Annotated in this window: 23 protein-coding genes and 1 rRNA gene; 17 read left to right on the forward strand and 7 right to left on the reverse strand. The window is 71.3% G+C overall.

Features of this window, described 5'->3' with window-relative positions:
* Positions 1-195 precede the first annotated feature (195 nt).
* A 5S ribosomal RNA gene (gene rrf / locus FS532_RS04625) occupies positions 196-312 on the forward strand.
* A 153-nt stretch (positions 313-465) separates the two neighbouring features.
* Here the strand turns inward: rrf and FS532_RS18615 are convergent.
* The gene (locus FS532_RS18615) at positions 466-1,617 is read right to left on the reverse strand and encodes a hypothetical protein (protein WP_186321911.1); all 1,152 of its coding nucleotides are present in this window, start codon (positions 1,615-1,617) and stop codon (positions 466-468) included.
* On the opposite strand from FS532_RS18615, the gene FS532_RS19000 reads away from it, so the two are divergent.
* From FS532_RS19000 to FS532_RS04665, 10 genes are all read left to right on the forward strand, one after another.
* Positions 1,606-2,373: a hypothetical protein gene (locus tag FS532_RS19000; protein ID WP_260852565.1), complete on the forward strand. Its 768-nt coding sequence runs from the start codon at positions 1,606-1,608 to the stop codon at positions 2,371-2,373. The two genes, FS532_RS18615 and FS532_RS19000, sit on opposite strands and share 12 nt — an antisense overlap.
* 1 nt (position 2,374) lies before the next feature.
* Positions 2,375-3,376: an HAD-IIA family hydrolase gene (locus FS532_RS04630; protein ID WP_260852566.1), complete on the forward strand. Its 1,002-nt coding sequence runs from the start codon at positions 2,375-2,377 to the stop codon at positions 3,374-3,376.
* Between the two features lie 10 nt (positions 3,377-3,386).
* Entirely contained in the window at positions 3,387-3,536 is a 150-nt protein-coding gene (locus FS532_RS18620) for a hypothetical protein (protein ID WP_186321912.1), read from the forward strand.
* A complete protein-coding gene (locus FS532_RS04635; protein ID WP_260852567.1) occupies positions 3,529-4,362 on the forward strand; it encodes a TlyA family RNA methyltransferase in 834 nt (277 codons plus the stop codon). The genes FS532_RS18620 and FS532_RS04635 overlap by 8 nt, the downstream gene beginning before the upstream one ends.
* Positions 4,359-5,285 (forward strand): NAD kinase, encoded by a 927-nt coding sequence (locus FS532_RS04640; protein ID WP_144750891.1) that lies wholly within the window; start codon positions 4,359-4,361, stop codon positions 5,283-5,285. Before FS532_RS04635 ends, FS532_RS04640 begins: the two co-directional genes overlap by 4 nt.
* Complete coding sequence (recN, locus tag FS532_RS04645) at positions 5,282-6,976, forward strand: DNA repair protein RecN (RefSeq protein ID WP_144750892.1); 1,695 nt, start codon at positions 5,282-5,284, stop codon at positions 6,974-6,976. Before FS532_RS04640 ends, recN begins: the two co-directional genes overlap by 4 nt.
* An 82-nt stretch (positions 6,977-7,058) precedes the next feature.
* Positions 7,059-8,774 carry a CTP synthase gene (locus tag FS532_RS04650; RefSeq protein ID WP_144750894.1) on the forward strand — a complete coding sequence of 572 codons (1,716 nt, stop codon included), beginning with the start codon at positions 7,059-7,061 and terminating at the stop codon, positions 8,772-8,774.
* Positions 8,775-8,868: 94 nt separating this feature from the next.
* Entirely contained in the window at positions 8,869-9,444 is a 576-nt protein-coding gene (locus tag FS532_RS04655) for an NUDIX domain-containing protein (RefSeq protein ID WP_144750896.1), read from the forward strand.
* Positions 9,441-10,022: a DUF1349 domain-containing protein gene (locus tag FS532_RS04660; RefSeq protein ID WP_144750898.1), complete on the forward strand. Its 582-nt coding sequence runs from the start codon at positions 9,441-9,443 to the stop codon at positions 10,020-10,022. The genes FS532_RS04655 and FS532_RS04660 overlap by 4 nt, the downstream gene beginning before the upstream one ends.
* A gap of 31 nt (positions 10,023-10,053) precedes the next feature.
* Positions 10,054-11,049 carry a site-specific tyrosine recombinase XerD gene (locus tag FS532_RS04665; protein ID WP_144750900.1) on the forward strand — a complete coding sequence of 332 codons (996 nt, stop codon included), beginning with the start codon at positions 10,054-10,056 and terminating at the stop codon, positions 11,047-11,049.
* 101 nt (positions 11,050-11,150) lie between these two features.
* On the opposite strand, the gene FS532_RS04670 is transcribed toward FS532_RS04665, so the two are convergent.
* On the reverse strand, positions 11,151-11,597 hold the full coding sequence (locus FS532_RS04670; protein WP_144750902.1) for a DUF2510 domain-containing protein: 447 nt from the start codon (positions 11,595-11,597) through the stop codon (positions 11,151-11,153).
* Between the two features lie 110 nt (positions 11,598-11,707).
* Complete coding sequence (locus FS532_RS04675) at positions 11,708-12,739, reverse strand: LLM class flavin-dependent oxidoreductase (protein ID WP_440130701.1); 1,032 nt, start codon at positions 12,737-12,739, stop codon at positions 11,708-11,710.
* Positions 12,740-12,795: 56 nt separating this feature from the next.
* On the opposite strand from FS532_RS04675, the gene FS532_RS04680 reads away from it, so the two are divergent.
* Both FS532_RS04680 and FS532_RS04685 read left to right on the forward strand, forming a co-directional pair.
* Positions 12,796-13,128 carry a TraR/DksA family transcriptional regulator gene (locus tag FS532_RS04680; protein ID WP_144750906.1) on the forward strand — a complete coding sequence of 111 codons (333 nt, stop codon included), beginning with the start codon at positions 12,796-12,798 and terminating at the stop codon, positions 13,126-13,128.
* A gap of 151 nt (positions 13,129-13,279) precedes the next feature.
* Positions 13,280-13,711: a TIGR02611 family protein gene (locus FS532_RS04685; protein ID WP_144750908.1), complete on the forward strand. Its 432-nt coding sequence runs from the start codon at positions 13,280-13,282 to the stop codon at positions 13,709-13,711.
* A gap of 78 nt (positions 13,712-13,789) precedes the next feature.
* Here FS532_RS04685 and FS532_RS04690 read toward each other — a convergent pair whose 3' ends face one another.
* A complete protein-coding gene (locus FS532_RS04690) occupies positions 13,790-15,046 on the reverse strand; it encodes an MFS transporter (RefSeq protein ID WP_144750910.1) in 1,257 nt (418 codons plus the stop codon).
* 111 nt (positions 15,047-15,157) lie between these two features.
* Here FS532_RS04690 and FS532_RS04695 point away from each other — a divergent pair, with 111 nt between their 5' ends.
* Both FS532_RS04695 and FS532_RS04700 read left to right on the forward strand, forming a co-directional pair.
* Positions 15,158-15,523, forward strand: coding sequence for an ArsR/SmtB family transcription factor (locus tag FS532_RS04695; protein WP_144750912.1), 366 nt, complete (start codon positions 15,158-15,160; stop codon positions 15,521-15,523).
* Positions 15,520-17,100, forward strand: a complete 1,581-nt coding sequence (locus tag FS532_RS04700; RefSeq protein ID WP_260852568.1) for a DUF7059 domain-containing protein — start codon at positions 15,520-15,522, stop codon at positions 17,098-17,100. Before FS532_RS04695 ends, FS532_RS04700 begins: the two co-directional genes overlap by 4 nt.
* A 3-nt stretch (positions 17,101-17,103) precedes the next feature.
* Here FS532_RS04700 and FS532_RS04705 read toward each other — a convergent pair whose 3' ends face one another.
* Positions 17,104-17,967 carry an NAD-dependent epimerase/dehydratase family protein gene (locus tag FS532_RS04705; RefSeq protein ID WP_144750914.1) on the reverse strand — a complete coding sequence of 288 codons (864 nt, stop codon included), beginning with the start codon at positions 17,965-17,967 and terminating at the stop codon, positions 17,104-17,106.
* A gap of 106 nt (positions 17,968-18,073) precedes the next feature.
* Entirely contained in the window at positions 18,074-18,664 is a 591-nt protein-coding gene (locus FS532_RS04710) for a TetR/AcrR family transcriptional regulator (RefSeq protein ID WP_144750916.1), read from the reverse strand.
* 130 nt (positions 18,665-18,794) lie between these two features.
* On the opposite strand from FS532_RS04710, the gene FS532_RS04715 reads away from it, so the two are divergent.
* Together FS532_RS04715 and FS532_RS04720 are read left to right on the forward strand one after the other, a co-directional pair.
* A complete protein-coding gene (locus tag FS532_RS04715; RefSeq protein ID WP_260852569.1) occupies positions 18,795-20,063 on the forward strand; it encodes an MFS transporter in 1,269 nt (422 codons plus the stop codon).
* A gap of 31 nt (positions 20,064-20,094) precedes the next feature.
* A complete protein-coding gene (locus FS532_RS04720; protein WP_440130702.1) occupies positions 20,095-22,566 on the forward strand; it encodes a glycoside hydrolase family 3 protein in 2,472 nt (823 codons plus the stop codon).
* Positions 22,567-23,005: 439 nt separating this feature from the next.
* Here the strand turns inward: FS532_RS04720 and FS532_RS04725 are convergent, their stop codons facing one another.
* On the reverse strand, positions 23,006-24,040 hold the full coding sequence (locus FS532_RS04725; RefSeq protein WP_144750920.1) for an LLM class flavin-dependent oxidoreductase: 1,035 nt from the start codon (positions 24,038-24,040) through the stop codon (positions 23,006-23,008).
* Positions 24,041-24,070: the final 30 nt, after the last annotated feature.

Below are 24,070 nucleotides of genomic sequence, written 5' to 3' on the forward strand. Positions count from 1 at the left end.
AAGCGGGGACTAACGACCCGTGGAGCTGACCGGTACTAATAAGCCGAAGACTTGACAACACAATTATTTCCCACACTTTCGGGTGTGGGGCTCGCGTCCACTTTGTGGTTCCCGACAGACGATCGGGAACAAGAAACTGAACACCGCGCATGCGCGGAACAGCTTTCTGATTCCAAGCGATTGGGTCGAAGGTGTTCCGGTGGTCATAGCGAGAGGGAAACGCCCGGTCACATTCCGAACCCGGAAGCTAAGCCTCTCAGCGCCGATGGTACTGCAAGGGGGACCTTGTGGGAGAGTAGGACGCCGCCGGACTTAATTTAGATAGAAAGATGTGGCCATCGGCCCTCCATCGAGAACTCGCAGGGGAGACCCTCGTTCTCGGGAGGCCGGTGGCTACTTCTGTTTCTGCCGTGGGTCACTCGACTCGTGCGCTGGTTCGTGATGGACTGGGTGACGAGCAACGGGTCACCGATGCGGCGCCAACACAACGACACAGCGGACGATTGCCCGGGCACGAGTTCGGGCACGCAATGAGGAGCAACGGTGGCGAACGACGACGATCAGCGACGGAACGACGGCGACCGCGGAGACCGGCCTCGCCGTGACGGCGACCGGGGTCCTCGACGCGACGGCGGGAACCGCTGGTCGTCCGGTCCTCGTGACTTCGAACGGCGTGAGGGCGACCGTCGTGATGCCCCTCGTCGTGACGGTGATCGCCCGGCACGCAGCGGCGGCCCTTCGCGCGATGGTGGCCGTCCGTTCCGTGACGGTGACCGGTCGTTCCGCGACGGGGGCCGGCGTCCCGCGTGGCGAGGCGATCGGGACGACTCCAGCCGTCCGCCGCGTGGTGACGGTCCTCGTGGAGGAGACCGTCCGTTCCGCGGCAACGACGACCGTCCGCGTCGTGACGGCGACCGTCCGTTCCGCTCGGACCGTCCCGCCCGTGACGCTGACCGCCCGCGTCGTGACGGTGACCGTCCGTTCCGCAGCAACGACGACCGTCCCCGTCGTGACGGGGACCGTCCGTTCCGCGGTGGCTCTGACCGTCCGTTCCGTTCGGACCGTCCGGCGCGTGATGGCGATCGTCCTCGTCGCGATGGCGACCGTCCGTTCCGCAGCAACGACGACCGCCCGCGCCGTGACGGCGACCGTCCCTTCCGCAGCAACGACGACCGTCCCCGTCGTGATGGTGACCGTCCGTTCCGTGGCGGCTCTGACCGTCCCCGTCGTGATGGGGACCGTCCCTTCCGCAGCGGCAGCGATGACCGTCCGCGCCGTGATGGTGACCGTCCGTTCCGTTCGGACCGTCCCGCACGTGACGGCGACCGGCCCCGACGCGACGGGGACCGTCCGTTCCGCAGCGGACCCGACCGTGACCGCGGAGGACGCGACGACCGCCAGCGCTTCGGTGATGGCAGCCGTCACGCCGGTGCTCGTTTCGGTGAGTCCTCGCGCGACGACTGGGAAGACCGTGACCCGTACGGTACGAAGTCGATCCGCCCGCGCCACGACGACCCGGAGATCCCGGAGGAGATCGACGCGCGTGACCTCGACAAGGTCGCTCGCGCCGAGCTGAAGACCCTCAGCAAGGACAACGCCGACTGGGTGGCCCGTCACCTCGTCGCTGCGGCGATGCTCGTCGACGACGACCCGGAGACCGCGAACCAGCACGCGCTGAGCGCCGCCCGCCGCGCCGGCCGCGTCGGTGTCGTGCGTGAGACCGCCGCGATCACCGCGTACCGCCTGGGCGACTTCGCCACGGCGCTCCGCGAGCTGCGCACCTACCGTCGCATCTCGGGTCGCAACGACCAGCTGCCGATGATGGTGGACTGCGAGCGGGGCCTCGGTCGCCCGGAGCGCGCGCTCGAGCTCGGCCGGTCCGTGGACCGCGCTGCGCTGGACACCCCCGTGCAGGTCGAGCTGGCGATCGCCATGTCCGGCGCCCGGCTCGACCTCGGGAATCCCACAGCCGCACTCGGTGAGCTGGAGATTCCACAGCTCGACCCGTCCACTGCGTACACCTGGTCGCCGGCCCTCTACAGTGCTTACGCGGCCACGCTCGAGGAGCTCGGTCGTCAGGACGAGGCCGACGAGTGGTGGGCCCGTGTCGATCGCGCTGCCGAGGCCCTCGCCGAGGTCGCCGACGAGAACGCTTGGGAGACAGTTGATGTGGTCGAGGAAACGCTCGAAGTCGAAGGAGACGAGCTCGCCGGAGCAGTCGATGACGAGCCCGACGCCGAACTCGCCAACGAGCCCGTCGAACCCGACGAGCCCCTCGGGGACGAGCCGGGCGACGACGAGCCCGCAGGCGACGAGCCCGGCGAACTCGACGACGACAACCCCACCGACGTCGACGGATCCGCAGCAGACTGACGTGCCGAAGCCGCCGACGGACGGTGTGGACGTCGTCCTCACCGACCTCGACGGCGTCGTGTACCGCGGCCGCAACGCGATCCCGCACGCGGTGGAGGCGCTGACCCGTGCATCGCTGAGCGCGCGGGTCGGCTACATCACGAACAACGCCTCTCGTCGTCCGGTCGACGTGGCCGAGCACCTCGAGCGCTACGGGCTCGAGGTCTCCGAGGACGACGTCGTGACCTCGTCGCAGGCCGGCGTCCGCCTGCTCGAGACCCTCGTGCCCGCGGGCTCGACGGTCCTCGTCACGGGTGGCCTCGGACTGACCAGCATCGTCGAGGCCGCCGGCTTCACGGTCACGACGAGTGCGGAGGACTCTCCGGCGGCCGTCATCCAGGGATTCTCGCCGGACCTCGGCTGGACGCACCTGGCCGAGGCGTCGTTCGCGCTCGCCGACCCGGAGATCGCCTGGGTCGCGACGAACATGGACTGGTCGATCCCGGTCGAGCGCGGCATCGCTCCGGGCAACGGAACGCTCGTGTCCGCCGTGCACCAGGCCGTCGGCCGGATGCCGGTCGTGGCGGGCAAGCCCGAGCGACCGATCTTCGACGCGGCCGTCGCACGCTTCGGCGGCGAGCACCCGCTGTTCATCGGCGACCGACTCGACACCGACATCAAGGGGGCGAACGACGCCGGCATCCCGAGCGTCCTCGTCCTGACCGGCATCGACAAGGCGAAGCAGGTCCTCGCGGCCGACCAGCGCTCGCGTCCGACGTTCATCCTCGCCGACCTCCGGGGCCTGTCCGAGCCGTACCCGGTGACGATCCGGCGCGAGGACCCGGACGGTACGCGCTACGCCACCGTCGGCGACGTCACGGTCGCGATGCGCGGTCACGTCGTGCGGGTGCTCGACGACGGCGACCCGATCGACCTGCTGCGCGCCGGGACCGCACTCATCTGGGAGTCCGGGCTCGCCATCTACGGCCTCGACGTCGACCCGAAGCTGTACGGCGGCGAGTAGCGTGGGCGACGTGCCGAACGACGAGCAGGGAACCGACGACTTCGCCCAGCGCACCGCTGCGGTCGAGGCGCTCCCGTTGCCCGATCGCGCCGACGCGTTCTCCGCGCTCCACGACGAGCTTCGCACCCGGCTCGAGAGTGGTGGCACCGCGAGTGCCTGACGACTCCGTGGTCGGACAGGTCTCGTCGGCCGTCCGACTCGACGCCCTCGTGGCCGCCCGCGGGCTCGCGAAGTCCCGCACGGCAGCTGCCAAGCTGATCCAGGCCGGCCGCGTGACGGTGGCAGGGACGGCGGTCGTGAAGCCGTCGGCCCCGGTCGAGCCGGCTGCTCCGATCGAGGTCGACACCGAGGACGAGTGGGTCTCCCGGGCGGCGCGCAAGCTCGTGGGTGCGCTCGACACGTTCGGCGTCGACCCGACCGACCGCGTGGTCCTCGACGTGGGTGCGAGCACGGGTGGGTTCACCCAGGTGCTCCTGTCGCGTGGTGCTCGTCGCGTCGTGGCGCTCGACGTCGGTCACGGTCAGCTCGACCCCGTCGTCGCCCTGGACACCCGTGTCGCGGTCGTCGAGGGCGTCAACGCGCGGAACCTCACCGCCGAGGGCTACGCGGCGCTCGACCCCGCTGCCGGTGAGACGAGCCTGGTGGTCGGCGACCTCTCGTTCATCTCGCTCCGGATCGTGCTGCCCGCCCTGGCCGAGGCGGTGCCGGCGGACGACTTCGTCCTGCTCGTCAAGCCGCAGTTCGAGGTCGGTCGCGGCGGTGTCCGCGAGGGCATCGTGCGCGACCCCGCGCTGCGCAGTGATGCGCTGATGAACGTGCTCTGGGCCGCCTGGGACCTCGGCCTCGGAACGACCGGCGTCGCCGCCTCGCCGATCGTCGGGACCCACGGCAACCACGAGTACCTGGCGCGCTTCCAGCGTGGTGTCGGTGCCAATCCGACAGAATGGATCGACCGCGCGACGGCACTGGCGGAAGGGACAGCATGAGCGACGACCGGCACATCCTCCTGGTGTCCCACACGGGCCGCCGGGACTCCATCGACGCCGCGGTAGAGGTCTGCGACCTCCTGCACGCCGCCGGCCTCGTCCCGGTGATGCCCTTCGACGAGTACGCCGACATCCGGCGGGCCGAGGCCTCGGTCGGCCAGGTGGACATCCTCGGCGTGGACGTCCAGTCCGACCAGCTCGAGATCGTCATCGTCCTCGGCGGCGACGGCACCATCCTCCGCGCGGCCGAGCTCGTCCGCGGGACCGGGGCGCCCATCGTCGGGGTGAACCTCGGCCACGTCGGGTTCCTGGCCGAGAGCGAGCGGGACGGCCTGCGGGCGACTGTCGAGCGGGCTCTCTCCGGCGAGTACCACGTCGAGGAACGCGTCACCCTGCAGGTCGACGTCGTCGTCGGGCACGAGGTCGTCTACTCCTCGTGGGCGCTGAACGAGGCGACCATCGAGAAGGCTTCCCGGGAACGCATGCTCGAGGTCGTGACGGAGGTGGACGGTCGTCCGCTGTCGTCGTTCGGCTGCGACGGCGTCGTCGTGTCCACCCCGACCGGTTCCACGGCGTACTCGTTCTCCGGCGGCGGCCCGATCGTCTGGCCGGACGTCGACGCGCTGCTGATGGTGCCGTTGAGCGCCCATGCCCTGTTCGCCCGTCCGATCGTGGTCGGGCCGGACTGCACCCTCGCGATCGAGGTCCTGCGGCGGACCAGCGGCGTCGGTGTGCTGTGGTGCGACGGTCGGCGCACGCACGACCTCCCGCCGGGTGCACGTGTCGAGGTACGACGGTCGCCGGACCCCGTGCGGGTCGCGCGCCTCAAGGACGCTCCCTTCACCGACCGTCTCGTCGCGAAGTTCCAGCTGCCCGTCGCCGGGTGGCGCGGGCCGCAGACGGACGACGAGGACGACCTGTGATCGAGGAGATCCAGATCTCCGACCTCGGGGTCATCGGTGAGACGACCCTCGAGCTCGGCCCCGGTTTCACCGTCGTGACGGGCGAGACCGGCGCGGGCAAGACGATGATCGTCACCGCGCTCGGCCTCCTGCTCGGCGCACGTGCCGACGCGGGCTCCGTCCGCCGAGGTGCCTCGAGCGCCGTGGTCGAGGGCCGCTGGCACGTGCCGGAGCACGACGCCGTCGCCGAACGGGTCGAGGACGCCGGCGGCGCGGTCGAGGACGGCGAACTCATCCTCACGCGCACGGTGTCAGCCGAGGGGCGCAGCCGTGCGACCGTCGGCGGCCGCAGCGCCCCCGTGGCGGTGCTCGGAGAGCTCGCCGACCAGCTGGTGACGGTGCACGGGCAGTCCGACCAGATCCGCCTGACCTCGGCGACCGCGCAGCGCGCCGCCCTCGACGGGTTCGGTGGTCCGGCGCTCGAGAAGGCCCTGCAGCGCTACGTCACGGCGTACGACGCCTGGCAGCAGCACGCCGGCGAGCTCGAGACACTGACGCGGGACCGCGACGACCGCGTGGCCGAAGCCGAACGCATCCGCGCGGCCTCGGACGAGATCGAGGCCGCCGACCCGCAGCCCGGCGAGGACACCGAGCTCGCCGAGCGTGCCGAGCGGCTCGGGAACCTCGAGGAGATCCGGCTGTCCGCGGGGCTCGCGCACGAGGCGTTGTCGAGCGAGTCCCTCGACGGCGTGCACGACGTCGTCGGACTGGTCGAGTCCGCTCGCCGCGCGATCGAACGCGTCGCCGGCTCCGACGCGGAGCTGCAGCCGGTGCTCGAACAACTGACGGAACTGGGCATCCAGGCGACGGAGGCCTCCGCGAGCCTGTCGAGCTACCTCGGGTCGCTCGAACCCGACGCGGGGCACGACCTCGAACTCATCAACGAGCGTCGGGCACTGCTCGCCGGGCTCACGCGGAAGTACGGCGAAACGATCGACGACGTCATCGCGTACGGGCAGCGGGCGAGCGACCGGCTGCTCGAGCTCGACGGCGACGACGACCGCATCGCCACGTTGCAGCAGGCCGTCGAGCAGGACCTCCAGGCACTCGAGACCGCCGGCGCCACCCTGACGACGGCACGCACCAAGGCGGCGAACGACCTCGCGAAGCGGGTCACGGCGGAGCTGGGGACGCTCGCGATGGCCGGCGCGTCCCTCGTGGTCGAGGTCTCGGACGCGGGCGACTACCGCCGACACGGACGCGACCAGGTGTCGATCCTGCTGCAGCCGCACTCCGGCACGGACCCGCGACCGATCAGCAAGGGTGCCTCCGGTGGCGAGCTCTCCCGCGTCATGCTGGCGATCGAGGTCGTCATGGCGGGCACCACGACCGTCCCGACCTTCGTGTTCGACGAGGTCGACGCCGGGGTGGGTGGTGCGGCTGCGATCGAGATCGGTCGGCGTCTGGCGAAGCTCGCGGAGCGGACGCAGGTGATCGTCGTGACGCACCTGGCGCAGGTCGCGGCATTCGCGAACAACCACCTCAACGTCGTGAAGGACGCCAGCGGTGCGGTCACGTCGTCGAGCGTGCGCCGACTCGAGGGCGAGGACCGTCTGCAGGAGATGGCGCGGCTGCTGTCCGGCCTCGGCGACAGCGCCAGCGGTATCGAGCACGCACGCGAGCTGCTCGACGTCGCCGGCCAGAAGGCCTGACGGGCCGGCCACACGCCCGACGCAACGCCCACGGCGAACCGAGGTCGCGCCTCCCGGCAGTTCTGACGTACGATGGAATCCCGTGGCGGACACTCTCAGCGGCGGAACCAATTCTTCGAGCGCGACCCCGAAGGTGACGAAGCAGATCTTCGTGACCGGCGGGGTCGTCTCGTCTCTCGGCAAGGGCCTCACGGCGGCCAGCCTCGGCAACCTCCTCACGGCACGAGGCCTCAAGGTCGTCATGCAGAAGCTGGACCCGTACCTCAACGTGGACCCGGGCACCATGAACCCGTTCCAGCACGGCGAGGTCTTCGTGACCGACGACGGTGCGGAGACGGACCTCGACATCGGGCACTACGAGCGCTTCCTCGACATCAACCTGTCGCAGGCCGCGAACGTGACCACCGGCCAGGTGTACTCGACCGTGATCGCCAAGGAGCGACGCGGCGAGTACCTCGGCGACACGGTGCAGGTCATCCCGCACATCACCGACGAGATCAAGCGGCGGATGCGCGAGCAGGCACAGAACGACCCGCAGCCCGACGTCATCATCACCGAGGTCGGCGGGACCGTCGGCGACATCGAGTCGCAGCCGTTCATCGAGTCGGCACGCCAGGTGCGGCACGAGCTCGGCCGCAACAACGTGTTCTTCGTGCACGTCTCGCTCGTGCCGTTCATGAACGCCTCGGGTGAGCAGAAGACCAAGCCGACGCAGCACTCCGTGGCCGCGCTCCGCTCGATCGGCATCCAGCCCGACGCCCTGGTGCTGCGCAGCGACCGCCCGGTGTCGGACGCGAACAAGCGCAAGATCGCCCTGATGTGCGACGTGGACGAGGACGCCGTGGTGAACGCGGTGGACGTGCCGTCCATCTACGACCTCCCGACGCTGCTGAACAACCAGGGCCTCGACCAGGTCATCGTCGATGCGCTCCATCTCGACGCCGGCGCGGTCGACTGGACCGCGTGGACCCCGGTGCTGCACGCGGTGCACGAGCCGAAGAAGGACGTCACGATCGCCCTCGTCGGCAAGTACATCGACCTCCCGGACGCGTACCTGTCCGTCACGGAGGCGCTCCGTGCGGGTGGCTTCGCGCACAACGCCAAGGTCACGCTGAAGTGGGTCGTGTCGGACGACTGCACCACGCCTGAGGGCGCTGCGAAGCACCTCGGTGACGTCGACGGCATCTGCGTCCCCGGCGGGTTCGGCGTGCGCGGCATCGAGGGCAAGCTCGGCGCGCTGCGCTTCGCCCGTGAGCAGGGCATCCCGACGCTCGGCCTGTGCCTCGGCCTGCAGTGCATGGTCATCGAGTACGCCCGGCACGAGGCCGGCCTCACCGACGCGTCGAGCACCGAGTTCGACCCGGAGACCACGACGCCGGTCATCGCGACCATGGCGGAGCAGGTCGACATCATCGCCGGCGGCGACCTGGGCGGCACCATGCGCCTCGGGCTGTACCCGGCGTCGTTCACCGATGGCTCGCTCGCGGCGGAGCTGTACGGTGCGCCGGAGGCCTCCGAGCGCCACCGTCACCGCTACGAGGTGAACAACACCTACCGCCAGCAGATCGCGGACGCCGGCCTGGTGTTCTCGGGCACGTCGCCCGACGGCACCCTGGTCGAGTACGTCGAGCTGCCGCGCGACGTGCACCCGTTCTACATCGCCACGCAGGCGCACCCGGAGCTGCGCTCGCGTCCGACGAACGCGCACCCGCTGTTCGCGGGCCTCGTCGAGGCCGCGATCACGCGGCACGAGGCGTCCAGCCTGTTCGACCCGCAGAACGAGGAGCAGGTCGCGTAACGCGCGTGGTCTCTGACTGGAGGCGCGGTGCCAGCTGGCACCGCGCCTCCAGTCCGTCTGCGGTCGCGTCAGCGGCGCGTGCTTGGATGGTCGCGTGACTGACGCGCCCCTCTCCGACGAACCCGCCTCCTTCGAGGTCACCGACTCCACCGTCGTCTACGAGGGGGCGGTCTGGGACGTCCGACGCGACACGATCGCGTACCACGACGACACGATGGTGCGGGAGTACATCGACCACACGGGTGCCGTCGCCGTCTACGCCGAGGACTCCGAGGGCCGCGTCCTCGTCATCCAGCAGTACCGGCACCCCGTCCGCGTGCGCGACTGGGAGCTGCCGGCGGGCCTGCTGGACATGGAGGGCGAGGACCGGCTCACCGCGGCGAAGCGCGAGCTGGCAGAGGAGGCCGACCTCGAGGCCGACGAGTGGGAGCACCTCGTCACGTACAACACGTCCTCCGGCGGGAGCGACGAGTTCCTGCAGGTCTTCCGCGCCCGCGGCGTCCGACCCACCGCGACGGCCTTCGACCGCGAGGCCGAGGAGGCCGACATCGTGAAGCGCTGGGTCCCGCGGGCCGAGCTGGTGGAGGCGATCCTCGACGGACGGCTGCACAACTCCGGGCTCGTCGTGGCCGTGCTCGCGGTGGACGCTGCCGAGCGGCGCGCGTCGTGAGTCTCCCGGCGTTCGTCGCGGCAGCGCGCTGGACGCACGAGCCCCAGGCCGCCGAGCTCGACGGTGCGACGCTCCGGGTCACGGCCCTCGAGGGCAGTGACGCCTGGCGCACCACCTCGTACGGGTTCGTCCACGACTCCGAGCACGCGCTGCTCCAGCCCGCCGACGGGGCGTTCTCGGTCGAGGTGTCGTTCGTGCTCGACTACGCGGAGCAGTTCGACCAGGCCGGCGTCTTCCTCCGCGTCGACGAGCGGACGTGGATCAAGGCGGGTGTCGAGGTCTCCGACGGACAGCCGCAGGTCGGTGCCGTCGTCACGCACGGGGTGTCGGACTGGTCGGTCGCGCCGGTGCCGGAGTGGGTCGGACGGACGGTGACGGTCCGGGCGAGCCGGGACGGTGACGCCGTGACGATCCGAGCGTGGGCGGACGGGGAGGAGCCACGCCTGGTCCGGGTCGCACCGCTCGCGCCCGACGCGGTGGTGGCAGCGGGGCTCTTCTGTGCCGCGCCGACGCGCAGCGGGCTGACGGTGACGTTCACCGGGTACCGGGTGGGCGAGCCGGACGCCGCGCTGCACTGACGGGCGCTGTGCCGGTTAGCCTTTCGGGGTGATGCCCCTCGACCGTGCCACGGAGACCTACCTGCGGCACATCGCGATCGAGCGCGGGCTTTCGCAGCACACCCTGTCGGCGTACCGGCGAGACCTCGGGACGTTCGCGTCCTGGATCGCGACCGCTCCGGTCATCGAGTCGGACGGAGCCGACCGGGCCGGGGGCTCCGCGGTGCTCGACGACGTCGGGCGCATCGGCCGTGCCGACCTCGCCGGCTTCGTGACGTACCTAGCCACCCGACCGTCGGGCGCGTTGGCGCCCCGGTCGGTCGCGCGGATGCTCAGTTCCGTGCGCTCGTTCACGGCGTTCGCGGCGGGGGAGGGCTGGCTGCAGCTCGACCCGGGGGCGACCGTCCGTCCGCCGAAGGCGCCGATGCGGCTGCCGAAGGCGATCTCCGTGCACGACATGGAGCGGTTGCTCGCCGCGGCGTCGACCGGCTCCGCGGACGGCGCGGCCGACGATCTCGTCGGACTGCGGGACAAGGCGTTGCTCGAACTGCTCTACGCCACCGGGGCGCGGATCTCCGAGGCCGTGGGGCTCTCGGTCGACGACGTCACGACGCTGTCGGACGCCGGCGGGGAGCTCTCCGTGGTGAAGGTCACCGGCAAGGGGAACAAGCAGCGTGTGATCCCGCTCGGCAGCTACGCCCGGGCCGCGATCGACGCGTACCTCGTGCGGGCGCGGCCGGTGTTCGCGGCGCGAGGTGCATCGACTCCGGCGCTGTTCCTCGGCGCCCGGGGAGCGCGGCTGTCCCGGCAGAGCGCCTGGCTCGTGATCCAGGCGGCGGCGTCACGCGCTGAGCTCGCCGAGCACGTGTCGCCGCACACCTTCCGGCACTCGTTCGCGACGCACCTGCTCGAGGGCGGGGCCGACGTCCGTGTCGTGCAGGAACTGCTCGGGCACGCGAGCGTCGCGACGACGCAGATCTACACGATGGTCACGGCGGACATGCTCCGGGACGTGTACCAGACGTCGCACCCGCGGGCCCGGCGGTAGCGGCGCGGGCGGGCTCGTCCAGTGAGCAGAAATCGTCGGGTCGACGCAGTGGACTCGACGATTTCTGCTCAGTCGACGGGCCGCCAGACCGGGCGCACCCGTCAGAACAGGTGGAACTGGGACGACGCGGCCACCGCGGCGGTCGCCACCCCGAGGACCAGGGCGCTCGCCGAAGCACTCCGGGCGAGGACGCGCCAGCCGCCGGTCGCACCCGGCCACACCACGGCGAGCAAGCCGGTGACGATCGCGGCGGCGCTGCACACGCCCCACGGGTTCATCACCACCGAGAGTGCGGCGAACAGGACGGCGAGCGACGAGAACGCGCTGAACCGGTGCACGCCCGAACCGCCGGACGCCCAGGACCCCGTCCGGACCGCTGCCGGTTGCACCGAGAACGACGGACCCACCGGCGCGACGGCGACCGGGACGATCGGCTCGGTACGGCTCGGCAACACGCGGGTGGCGGCTCCCCAGGCGTGACCGTCCCACCAGCGCAGGCGGCTGGCGTCCTGCGGGTCCGGGAACCAGCCGGCGGCCGGCAGCGTCACGGGGAGCTCCTCGAGGTGCGGTGGATGGTGCCCCTCGACGCTACGGGAGTGCGGAAACCGGCCACAGTCCCAGGCCGGGTGTCAGCAGAAGTGCCGACACCCGGAGCGGTTCACGCGGGGACGGGCGCCGCGTCCACCTCGCGCATGACGTCCTTCACCGCGGCGAGGAGCCGGGCGTTGAAGTCCACGCCGAGCTGGTTCGGCACCGTGACGAGCACCGTGTCCGCCGCCCGTACGGCCTTGTCAGCCGCGAGTTCCGCCACGAGGTCCTCCGGCGACCCGATGTACGAGCGACCGAACCGGGCGAGGCCTCCGTCGAGGTGCCCGACCTGGTCCTGCCCCTCGACCTGCGCCCGCACGCCGAAGTAGTGCCGCGACTCGTCGTCGACGATCGGGATGATGCTGCGCGAGACCGAGACCCGCGGGGTCCGCTCCCACCCCATCTGCTCCCACGTCGACCGGAAGCGCTCGATCTGCTCGGCCTGGAGCTCGTCGAACGGCACACCGGTGTCCTCGGTGAGCAGGGTCGACGACATCAGGTTCATGCCCTGTTCGGCGGTCCACTCGGCGGTCGCCCGTGTGCCGGCGCCCCACCAGATGCGGTCGCCGAGCCCGTCGGACAGCGGGGAGATCGGCAGCGAGCCGACCGAGCCGGTCATCTGCGGGTTCGCGTTCGCCATCGGTTCCCCGGCGATCGCCCGGCGGAACACGTCGGTGTGCGTCCGCGCCATGTCACCACCGTTCTCGTCGGACGCGTCCGGCACGTACCCGAACTGCTGGTAACCCGCGAGAGCGGTCTCGGGTGACCCACGGGAGACGCCGAGTTGCAGCCGTCCGCCGGAGATGAGGTCGGCCGCTGCCGCTTCCTCGGCCATGTACAGCGGGTTCTCGTACCGCATGTCGATCACGCCGGTACCGATCTCGATGCGGCTGGTCCGGGCGGCGATCGCGGAGAGCAGCGGGAACGGTGCGGCCTGCTGCGGGGCGAAGTGGTGGACGCGGAAGTACGCGCCGTCGACGCCTGCTTCCTCGGCGGCGACCGCGAGGTCGATCGCCTGCACGAGGGCCTCGCGGCCGCTGCGCACCTTGGAGCCCGGCACGTCGCGCCAGTGTCCGAACGACAGGAACCCGATCTTCGTCATGTCGATACGAACGTATTCGACCGCATGGCCATTCCGTGACGACTACGGTGTCCGGCATGGACGATCCCCGGCAGGCGCTCGAGACGGAACGCGTGCGCAACGAGCGGCTCCTCGCGGACGTCGAGCGGAGCATGCGGGACGTCAGCGACGCCCGGCTGGACGCCAACTCCGACGACGAGCACGACCCGGAGGGTGCGACCCTCGCCTGGGAGCGTGGCTCGCTCGGCGCGGTGCGCGACGACGCGCGCGAGCGGCTCCGGCTGGTCGACGCCGCGCTCGCGCGGCTCGACGCGGGAACCTACGGGCGCTGCGCGGTCGGCGGCGAGCCGATCCCGGAGGCTCGGCTCGACGCCGTCCCGTGGGCAGCGACGTGCGTCGCCCACGCATGACGGGCCCGTAGACGGTCACCAGCTGACGGACTGGAGGCGCGGGTCGGGCCCGCCCCGCGCCTCCAGTCCGGATCCGCGCCGCCTTCGGAACGCACCGCGCGTCCACCGCGCGCGCCGAGGATTCCCAGCCGCGCGCCCTACATTTCCGCACATGGAAGGCGACCCGAACGAGCGGACCGACGCGGTCGAACGCGCCGAGGCGCCGCATCGCCGGTTCCAGTGGTTCCACGACGTCCGGGCCTGGATCCACGCCCGGCCGCACCTGCACCTCTTCTACAAGGTGCTCGTCGGGATCGTCGGCGGGCTGGTCGTCGTGATCGGGCTGATCCTCGTCCCGCTGCCGGGGCCCGGGTGGCTCGTGGTGTTCATCGGGCTGACGATCCTCGCGAGCGAGTTCCACTTCTTCCACAAGATCATCACGTGGCTCCGAGCCCAGCTGCACCGCTTCTGGGACTGGGCGAAGGCGCACGGGCCGCAGTGGTTGCGGAACGCCGCCGACCGGGGCAAGGCGGACGTCGATGCCGCACACGCCGACGCCCACCGCAGTGTCGGCGTCCGCAAGCGCGCTCGCCCCGGCCACTGACGCGCGACGCGCGCGCGTCGCGCGCCCTCGCACACCGCGGGTCCGGCGAGCCGGCCGCGTGCGACGTGCGCGCGCCGCTCAGTCGGCGGACGCCACCCGGATCGAGCCGGTGCAGGTGCGCTCGAGGACTTCGGCGGCCTGTTCCTCCACCACGGCGGCGTCCCGCGACACGAGCTGCAGCACGAGGGCGACCGCGGCGGCGAGGACGATGAACGCGCCGTACCCGGCGATGACCGGCACGAGGCCGACCGTCGGCTCGAGCAGGCCACCGATGACGGCCGGGACGCCGAAGGCCAGGTAGCTCACGACGTAGATCGTCGACAGGAGCCCGGCGCGGTGGGTCGGGGCGGCGGTCGCGAGGAGCATCCGCAGCGGTGCCTGGAACCCGGCGCCGAAGCCGACGCCGGCGATCGCGCTGCCGACGACCAGTCCGGGCAGGGAGTGCGCCATCACGAACGCGACGGTGACGATCGGTCCGAGCACGAGGGCGACGAGTCCGACCATGACCGCGCGGCGGGCGTCCATCCGCTGCGTCGCGAGCCCCGTCAGCGCGCCGACGCCGGTGACGACGGCGATGAGGGCTCCGGCGGCGAAGTGGTTCGTGATCCCGAACACCGCTCCGAGGGCCGAGGGGACGAGCGACAGGAACATCCCGCCGAGGGCCCAGCTGGCGACGAGGGAGCCGGCGACGCTGCGGAACAGTCGGCGCGAGGACCGGGGGACGCTGATGCGCGGCGCGAGGGAGCGGAGGGCTCCGGGTCGTCGGGTGACCCGCTCGGGGACGACCACGAGCGCGATGACCATGAGCACGAGGAGCGCCCCGAACAGCACGTAGACGAGCTGTTCCGGCGCGGGACCCCACTGCACGAGGGCGCCGCTCGACATGGCCCCGGTGGCGAGGGCGATCGGCGGGATGACACCGTTCAGGACGCCGGCGAGGTTCGGGAACCGCTCGAGGGAGTTGTCGATGAGGGCGGCACCGAGCGCGCCGATGAGCAGGCCGACCGAGACTCCCTGCACGATGCGGTCGACGATGAGTGCGCCGACGCCGTCCGCGATCGCGAAGAGCCCGAGCGACAGCGCGACGCCGAGTCCGCCGACGACGAGCACGGGCTTGCGGCCGACGTGGTCCGACAGGCGGCCGGCGACGAGCAGGCTCGCGAGCAGGCCGGCGACGTAGATCGCGAACACCCCCGTGAGCATGAGCGGCGTGAGGTGCCACTCGGCGGCGTAGACGGGGTAGATCGGCGAGGGGACCGCGGACGAGGCGACGGACACCAGGAGCATCGCCGCGAGGATCCAGAACCCGGCGACCGAGCGAGCTGACTGCGCCATGTGCGCCACCTTCCGTTGCGAACGGGACAGTACGAAGAGAGTCGTACAGTATCGAGTCGTGCTGTACGACGCAAGTCGTACTACGAGCCGAACGGTGGTAGCGTCCCGTCCATGCCCGCGCCCGTGGATGCCCCCGAACACCTGCCGCAACCGTCCGTGGCGGAGATGGACCTCCCCGTCGTCATGGACGCCCTGAGCGACCCCATCCGGCTCGCGATCCTGCACCGGTACCTCGTGGACGCCGCCGGCGGGATCCGCAGCTGCGGGTGGGTCGGCATCGACCGGCCGAAGTCCACGCTGACGCACCACTTCCGCGTCCTGCGCGAGGCCGGGCTCCTCGAACAGCAGCAGGAGGGCCTCACCCGGTCGAGTCGCGTGCGCATCGACGACGTGCAGCAGCGCTTCCCGGGCCTGCTCGACCTGGTGTTCGCGTGGCAGGTCCCCGCGGCACTCATGCGCGAGGACGTCCCCGCGTGAGCGCCACCGACGCCCACACCCTGCCGACGATCGTCGCGGACGCCGCCGTCACCGATGCGCTGCGCCAGGACCTGACCGACGCCGGGTTCACCGTCGAGCGGGTCGATGCACTGTGGGGCGCCGAAGCCGCCGCCTCGCTGCACCGCGGTTCACGAGTGGCGGCGCTCCGTGCCCTCGCCGCTCGGGACACGACGGCGCTCACCACCCTCGCCACGCTCTTCGTGCTCGGGCTCCCCGTGTCGCGGCCCGACGCCGAGCGTGCGTTCGCGACGACCGGAGTCGCGGCCGTCGCCGCCGCCGGGCTCGTCCGGGCGGACGGCGACGGTGACGCGGCCGTCCGACCGACCGTGGACCTCCGCCCCTACGCCTTCGTCGACGACCTCGGCGCGGGCAGCTGGTGGATCGTCTCCGACCTCGGGGAACTCGCACTCGGCACGGCCCTCGGCGAGGAGCACGTCCTCGGCATCGGCGGGGCGACCACCACGCTGTCCGGCCTGCAGGTCCCCGTGCCCGTCGGCCGGGTGCTCGACCTCGGCACCGGCTGCGGCATCCAGGCCCTGCACGCGCGCCGGTTCGCCGACCAGGTGGTCGCGACCGACATCTCGCACCGCGCGCTCGACATCGCCCGGTTCAACGCGGACCTCAACGGCGTCGACGGGATCGAGTTCCGGTACGGCTCGCTGTTCGAACCGGTCGCGGGGGAGCGCTTCGACCGCATCGTGTCGAACCCGCCGTTCGTCATCACGCCCCGCCGCGAGGGTGTCCCCTCGTACGAGTACCGCGACGGCGGCATGGTCGGTGACGCCCTGGTGGAGACCGTCCTCCGCGGCCTGACGGACCACCTGGAACCCGGCGGGACCGCGCAGCTCCTCGGCAACTGGGAGTACCACTGGGGCGTCGACGGACTCGACCGCGTGCGCTCCTGGTTCGAGGACGCCGACGCCGACGGACGAGGGCTCGACGCGTGGGTGCTCGAGCGGGAGCGGCAGGACCCGGCCGCCTACGCCGAGACCTGGATCCGCGACGGCGGCACGAAGCCCGGCACGGAGGAGTTCGACGACCTGGTGGACGCCTGGCTCGACGACTTCCAGGACCGCCGGGTCACCGGCGTCGGCTTCGGCTACGTCGTGGTCCGGAAGCCCCTGCCGGGAGGCGCGGTGCAGCTCCGCCGCTTCGAGCGCGTCCCCGAGACGCTCGGCTCCAACCCCGCGGGGCTCGGCGCGACGGTGGCGCGCGCGCTCGACGCGGCCGCGTGGCTGGCCGCGCACGACGACGTCGCGCTGGCATCGGCGCACCTCGTGGTGGCGGGCGACGTCACCGAGGAGCGCCACTACTGGCCCGGCAACGACGACCCCACCGTGATGACCCTCGTGCAGGGCGGCGGGCTCGGTCGTCGTGTGGACGCCGACACGGCGCTCGCCGCGTTCGTCGGGGCCTGCGACGGCGACCTGTCGGTGGCCGCGATCGTCGGGGCGCTCGCGCAGATCACGGGCGTCGACGAGCAGGCACTCGCGGCGGACCTGCTGCCGGCCGCGCGTGACCTGGTGCTCGACGGCCTGTTGGCGCCCCGGGCCTGAGCGTCAGGCGCGGTGGTCGCGCCAGCTGTGCTCAGGGGCGTAGCCGAGGAGCTCACGGGCCTTCTCCGACGACAGCAGTGAGCTGACACCGTCGATGTCCGCGCGACGCTCGATGTCCGGCACGTACCGGTCGACGAGTTCGATCGTCGGGGTGTCCATGACGGTGTCCGGGCTGGCGATGACGAACGCCTCGAACCCGGTGAGCTCGGCCTCGACGGCTCGGCGCACGGCCTGGGCACCGTCACGGGAGTCGATGTAGGACCACAGGTTGAACGTCTTCGCCTCGGGGGTGGCGTCCCACGGGAACGCCGGGTAGTCGGTCTCGTCCATCACGTTCGAGAACCGCAGGCCGATCATCTTCAGCTCGGGGTCCCAGTGGGTGAAGTGCCGGGCCATCTCCTCCTCGACGGCCTTGCCGAGGGAGTACGACGACTTCGGGCGGACGGTGAAGTCCTCGTCGACGGGCAGGTACGGCGGGTGGTGCTCGCCCATGGGGATGCCGAGCAGGGTCTCGCTCGACGCCCACACCAGGTTCTTGATCCCCGCGGCACGTGCGGCGTGGAAGACGTTGATCGACGCCGTGACGTTGTTCGTGATCAGGGCGACGTCGGGCACCTGGCCCGGCGCGGGGATCGCGCCGAGGTGCACCACGGCGTCGACGTGGTCGTACCGGTCGTCCACACCGGTGAAGGCGCCGAGCACCTGGCCGTAGTCACCGAGGTCGGTGCGGACGAACTGCACCCGCTCGGGCTTGTCGGGGGAGGGGACGCGGTCGAGCAGGACCACGTCGTACCCGTGCGCGTCGAGGTCGCGCACCACCGCTCGTCCGAGCTTGCCGCTGCCACCGGTCACCACTACACGCGTCATCGCGTTGCTCCACATCGTCGTCGGGAGTTCCATCCTGCCGTGCGTGCCCTGGACGCAACCAGGCTCTGGCGGTACCTGTCCGTCGGACGCGCGCCGCGCCTCCGGGCTAGGTGGAGGGGACCGCCTGCGCGATCGCGAGCCGCGCGACCAGCTCGACGTGCTCGGCCATGTCGCGGGTCGGGTCGAAGAGCCACTGGATCTGCATGCCGTCCGAGACCGCGAGCAGCACGCTCGTCAGCTCCTCGACGTCGACGTCGGAGCGGAGCCGACCGTCCTCCTGCATGGCGCGGAAGTCGGCGGACAGGTCCTTCCGGCTGCGCTCGTAGCGCTGCCGGAAGTACTCGTGCGCGGGGTGCTCCGGGTCCGTCGCTGCCGCAGCGGAGAGGTTCACGAACATCTGCACGAGTCCGGGCACCTCGGCGTTGTGCCGCACGATCGCCGCGAGCAGCTCGGCGGGGTCGTCGGCGTGCCAGTCGTGCTGCAGGTCCATCTCGTCGCGTCGGCGGAGGATCTCGACCCAGAGTTCGTCCTTCGAGTCGAAGTAGTGCAGCAGCCCGGCCTGGGTGAGCCCCACGGCGTCGGCGATGTCCTTGATGCTCGTGCGCCGGAAGCCCTGCTGCGCGACGAGCTCGAGCGCCGTCGTGAGGATCTCCCCACGCTTCGCGATGCCCTTCGCGTACGAACCCCGTCGTGCCATGGCAGGACTGTACCGCCCGGAGTCCGTCCAGAAAACCTAGCAGTGATTGGTTTTGGTGGTACGGTGGCGTGAGCCGCCGAGGAAGGCGTGCGAGTCGCCGACGACGGTGGCGTACCCGATGGAGGTTGCAGTGGCCAACGACGCCCTGACCGTTTCCGACACCCCGACCGCAGTCGCGCCCACGCGCGGTCGAGGTGCGCCGCTCATGTACACGCTCGGCATGCCGATCGCGATGCTCGGTCTGTACATCGCCCTGCTGCCCCCGGTCCTCGTCGCGATGGCGCTCAAGGTCGCCGAGATCGCGCCGGACAACCAGGCGGGCGTGCTCGGGCTCGCGCTCGGGATCGGCGCGTTCGCCGCGATGGTCGCCAACCCCCTGGCCGGTCGCTTCAGCGACCGGACCGCCGGGAGGCTCGGCATGCGTCGTCCGTGGATCATCGGTGGCACCGTGGTCGGGTTCGCAGCCCTCGTGGTCGTCGCGACGACGTCCTCCACCGTCGTGCTCGTGATCGGCTGGGGCGTCGCGCAGATCGCCTACAACGCCACGATCGCGGCACTCACGGCCGTCATGCCGGACCACGTCACGCGCTCGCAGCGCGGTCGGGTCGCAGCACTGCTCGGCCTCGCGCAGAACCTCGCACTCGTGGGCGGCACGTTCCTCGTGCAGCTCTTCTCGACCTCGGCGACGCAGATGATCGTCCCCGGCGCGATCGGGTCGGTCGTCGTGGTGCTCTACGCGCTCCTGTTCCGCGACCGTGTGCTGACGAACCGCCCGACCTCGAAGCTGGGCATCGGGCAGCTCTTCGGCTCGTTCGTCTTCAACCCCGTGAAGCACCCGGACCTCGGCTGGGCCTGGCTGACGCGCTTCATGATGGTCGCCGCGCAGTACACGGCGGTCAGCTACCTCACCTACTTCCTGCGGGACGACATCGGCGTGAACCAGTCGAACCTCGCGAACGCGGTGTTCCAGGGCACGCTCTGGAACGTCGTCGGCATCGTGCTGACCTCCCTGATCGCGGGGTGGCTGTCGGACAAGCTCGGCCGCCGCAAGCTCTTCGTCGCGGTCGCCGGCATCGTCGGGGTCGTCGGCCTCGTGATCATCGCGCTCGCGCCGTCGCTCGGCATGGTCCTCGTCGGCGAGTTCGTCATGGGTGCCGGCATGGGCGTGTTCTACGCCGTCGACCTCGCCCTCATCACCGACGTCCTGCCCTCCGACCAGGACAACGCGAAGGACCTCGGCGTGGTGAACATCGCGCAGGCCCTGCCGCAGTCGATCGTCCCGGCCGCCGCCCCCGGCGTGATCGCCCTGACCGGCGGCTACAGCGGCTTCTTCATCACCGGCGCCGTCGTCGGACTGCTCGGCATCGTCTCGGTGTCCCGCATCCGCGGCGTCCGCTGACGCCCGTCGACCCACGAAAGGACCGATCACCGTGACTGATCTGCAGACCGTGAGCACCGCCTCCAGTCCGCTGGCGGAGCGCATCGACGCGCTCCTGGAGCAGCTGACCACCGAGGAGAAGGTGCAGCTGCTCACCGGACGTGACTTCTGGACCACCTGGCCGATCGAGAAGATCGGGCTCCGCCGCATCCTGATGTCGGACGGCCCCTCCGGCGTCCGTGGCGAGGTCTGGGACGAGCGCGACCCGTCGCTGAACCTGCCGTCCGCGACCGCCCTGTCGGCGTCGTGGGACCGCGCGATCGCGAAGCGCTACGGCGCCGCAGCGGCCGTCGAGGCCCGCCGCAAGGGCGTCGACGTCGTCCTCGGCCCGACCATCAACCTGCACCGCTCGCCCCTCGGCGGTCGGCACTTCGAGGCGTTCAGCGAGGACCCGGTGCTCACCGGCGACCTGGCGGCGTCCTACGTCGAGGGCGTGCAGGAGAACGGCGTCGCCGCGACGCCGAAGCACTACATCGCGAACGACTACGAGACCGACCGCTTCACCGCGTCGACCGAGGTGAGCGACCGTGCCCTGCGGGAGCTGTACCTGCTCGCGTTCGAGAAGGCCGTGACCGAGGCGCACGCCTGGGCGATCATGTCGTCCTACAACTCGATCAACGGCGTCACCGCGTCCGAGAACGAGCTGCTCGAGACGCCGCTGAACTCGGAGTGGGGCTTCGACGGCATCGTCGTCTCCGACTGGACCGGCGTCCGCTCGGTCGACTCGGCGAAGGCGTCGCAGGACGTCGCGATGCCCGGGCCGAACCAGTGGTGGAGCGAGGGGCCCCTCCTCGACGCCGTACGCTCCGGCGACGTCCCCGAGGCCGCGATCGACCGCAAGGTCCGTCGGATCCTGACCCTCGCCGCCCGCGTCGGCGCGCTCGAGGGCTTCGAGCCGGTCGCCGCGTCGCCGGTGCACGTCGAGGACGGCATCGCGTTCGTCCGCGAGGCCGAGGCCGAAGGCACCGTCCTCGTCCGCAACACCGGCGTCCTGCCGCTCGATGCCCCCGCGGTGTCGCGCATCGCGGTGATCGGCCACAACGCCGACCAGGCCCGCACCCAGGGCGGCGGCTCGGCCACCGTCGTGCCGTCGCAGGTCGTCTCGCCGTTCGACGGGATCCGCTCGGCGTTCCCGGGGGCCACGGTCGACTACGAGATCGGCGCCGTCGTGCAGGAGGGCATCGCGGAGTTCCCGCTGTCCACCATCACGAACCCCGGGACCGGCGAGCCCGGTGCCCGCGTCGCGTTCGTGCGCGACGGAACCGAGCTGTACGTCGAGGACCGCCGCGCCACCGCGCTGTTCTGGTTCGGCGGCGACGCCCCGACGCGCGAGGCCGACCGGCTCGACATCACGACGACCTACACGGCGCCCTCGACGGGCACCGTCCGGATCGGCATCGGCGCTGCCGGGCGCTCCCGCATGTGGATCGACGGCGAGCTCGTGCTCGACGAGGACGTCCCGTTCGAGGGCGACCAGCTCGGTGCAGCGTTCCTCAACCCGCCGGCGCGTTCCGTCCCCGTGTCCGTGACGGAAGGCCAGCAGGTCGCGATCCGGATCGAGTACGACGTCATCCAGGACGAGACCCTCGGCGGTGTGCTCGCGTACCAGTTCGGCACCGAGCCGTCCGACGAGGACCCGTCGGTCCTCATCGACGCCGCCGTCGCGACGGCCACCGGCGCGGACGTCGCCGTGGTCGTGGTCGGCACGAACTCGAAGGTCGAGTCCGAGGGCTACGACCGCACCTCGCTCGCACTCCCCGGGCACCAGGACGACCTCGTCCGCGCGGTCGCCGCGGCCAACCCGAACACGATCGTGGTCGTGAACGCGGGTTCGCCGGTGGAGATGCCGTGGCGGAACGACGTCGCTGCGGTCCTGCTCACCTGGTTCGGCGGGCAGGAGTACGGCAACGCGGTCGCCGACGTCCTCACGGGTGCGACGGAGCCGGGCGGGCGCCTGCCCACCACCTGGCCGGCGACGATGGCCGACGTCCCCGTGCTCGACGTCACCCCGGTCGACGGGAAGGTGTCCTACGACGAGGGCGTGCACATCGGTTACCGGGCGTGGCTCCGTGCCGGCATCGAGCCGGCGTACCCGTTCGGCCACGGCCTCGGCTACACGACCTGGACGATCGACGGCGTCACGGCGACGCCGACGGTGCGCGAGGGCGACGCGGTGATCGTGACCGCGACGGTCGCCAACACCGGTGACCGTGCCGGCAAGCACGTCGTGCAGGTGTACGCGTCGCGGGAGTCCTCGGCGGTCGACCGTCCGGTGCGCTGGCTCGTCGGCTTCGCCCCGGTGCGGCTCGGTGCGGGCGAGTCGACCGAGGTGTCGATCGAGGTCCCGGCCCGGGCGTTCGCACACTGGGACGGCGCCTGGGCCTACGAGTCCGGAGCCTTCACGCTGCACGTCGGCGCATCGGTGATGGCCGAATCCGGCAGAGTTCAGGTCGATCTGGACTGAAGTCGTCCGGTTTCCGCGCTCGGTCGATGTTCATTCAGTAACATCGATCTGCGCCAGGCGGCTGGTTACCGTCGGCGCGCGCACCGAGACGGGGTCGTCATGTGAGCGACACGGCCTCCTGATCCGGCCGATGGAGCCCTGGTGATCCTGGTGCGTCCAGAATGCGTCCCCGCGTCCGCGCGGGGGCGCATTCGTCTTCGGCGGGCGCAGGACAACCGGTTGACTTCCGCTGATCGTTTCTGCTCAGTCGAACAAACTGCTGACAATGTGTCAGGAAATAGGTCCACAATCCGCGGTTTCGTGTGACAAACCGCCCGGTAGGTGGAACGATGAGGACGTCATCCCGTACGGATCAGGGACGAGATGGCCATCCGGCAGGGCTCCCGGGAGCCTCACCATCCCCGCTGCGGGCCCGCCGGATGCCCTGCTCGGCCGGAGCTCAGCGTCCCTCGCGCACCGCCGGGGCGATTTCCTCGGCGACGATGCGCAGGATGCGTTCGTGCGACGCCGCGTCGCCGTTCGCGGGCAGGGTGATCACCAGCTCGTCCGTCGACGTCACGGCGGGATCGGCGAGCAGGGCGTCGACGATGGCCGCGGGCTCGCCGGAGAGGACCTTGCTGAACCGGAACGGCGGGGTGCCCGACAGTGGTCGGCCCTCGTCGTCCATGCCGCTCGCGTACCCGGTCAGGAACTCCTCGTGCACCGCACGGTCGTGGTCGTCGAGCAGGGGGACGACGATGCGGCCCACGGCCACCTTCGGTGTGCGCCCGGTGTGTTCGCCAGCGCCCTGGAGCTCGGCGAACCGGTTCCGGTACGCCGCGATCTGCGCCGCCTGCGCCTCGGCGAACGGTGCGCCGGTGTCCTCGGTGTTCAGGGTCGAGCAGTGCAGCAGCAGCCCCTTCTCGGCCGTGCGGACCGCGGTGCCCATGCTGCCGCCGCCCCACCACACCCGGCCGCGGAGGTCCGGGCTGAGCGGCTGCAGCGTCAGGTCCGCGCCGGCCGAGATGCTCTCGTAGCCCTTCCCGGCGCTGCCGAGCGGGTCGCCGTCCAGGACCTCGAGCAGGCGTGCCGCGCGGGCTTCGGCCTCGTCGCGGAAACTCCGCTCCGAGCCGCCGAACACGGGGTCGAGGATCGGCCCGTACCCGGCGATGCCCGTGCTGATGCCGAGCTGCACGCGGCCGCCGCTGAGGAGGTCCACCGTGCTGGCGTCCTCGGCGAGACGCACCGGGTCCTCGTAGCGCATACCGAGCACGGCGGTGCCGAAACCGATCGTGCGCGTGCGCTGGGCTGCCGCGGCGAAGAAGGTCATCGGGCTCGTCAGGAACGGTTCGAAGTGGCGTCCGCGCACCCAGCCCGTTCCGTAGCCGAGTGCCTCGGCGGTCTCGAACAGGCGGAGCCCGTCCTCGAGTGCGGCGGCCGCACCCGCGGTACCGCGGTGGTTCGGGACGAAGGAGAGGAAGCCGAGTTCGCGCACGACGCGAGTCTATGCGGACGCATCCAAGCT

The sequence above is a fragment of the Curtobacterium pusillum genome, from assembly GCF_007673235.1.
Lineage (GTDB): Bacteria > Actinomycetota > Actinomycetes > Actinomycetales > Microbacteriaceae > Curtobacterium > Curtobacterium pusillum_C.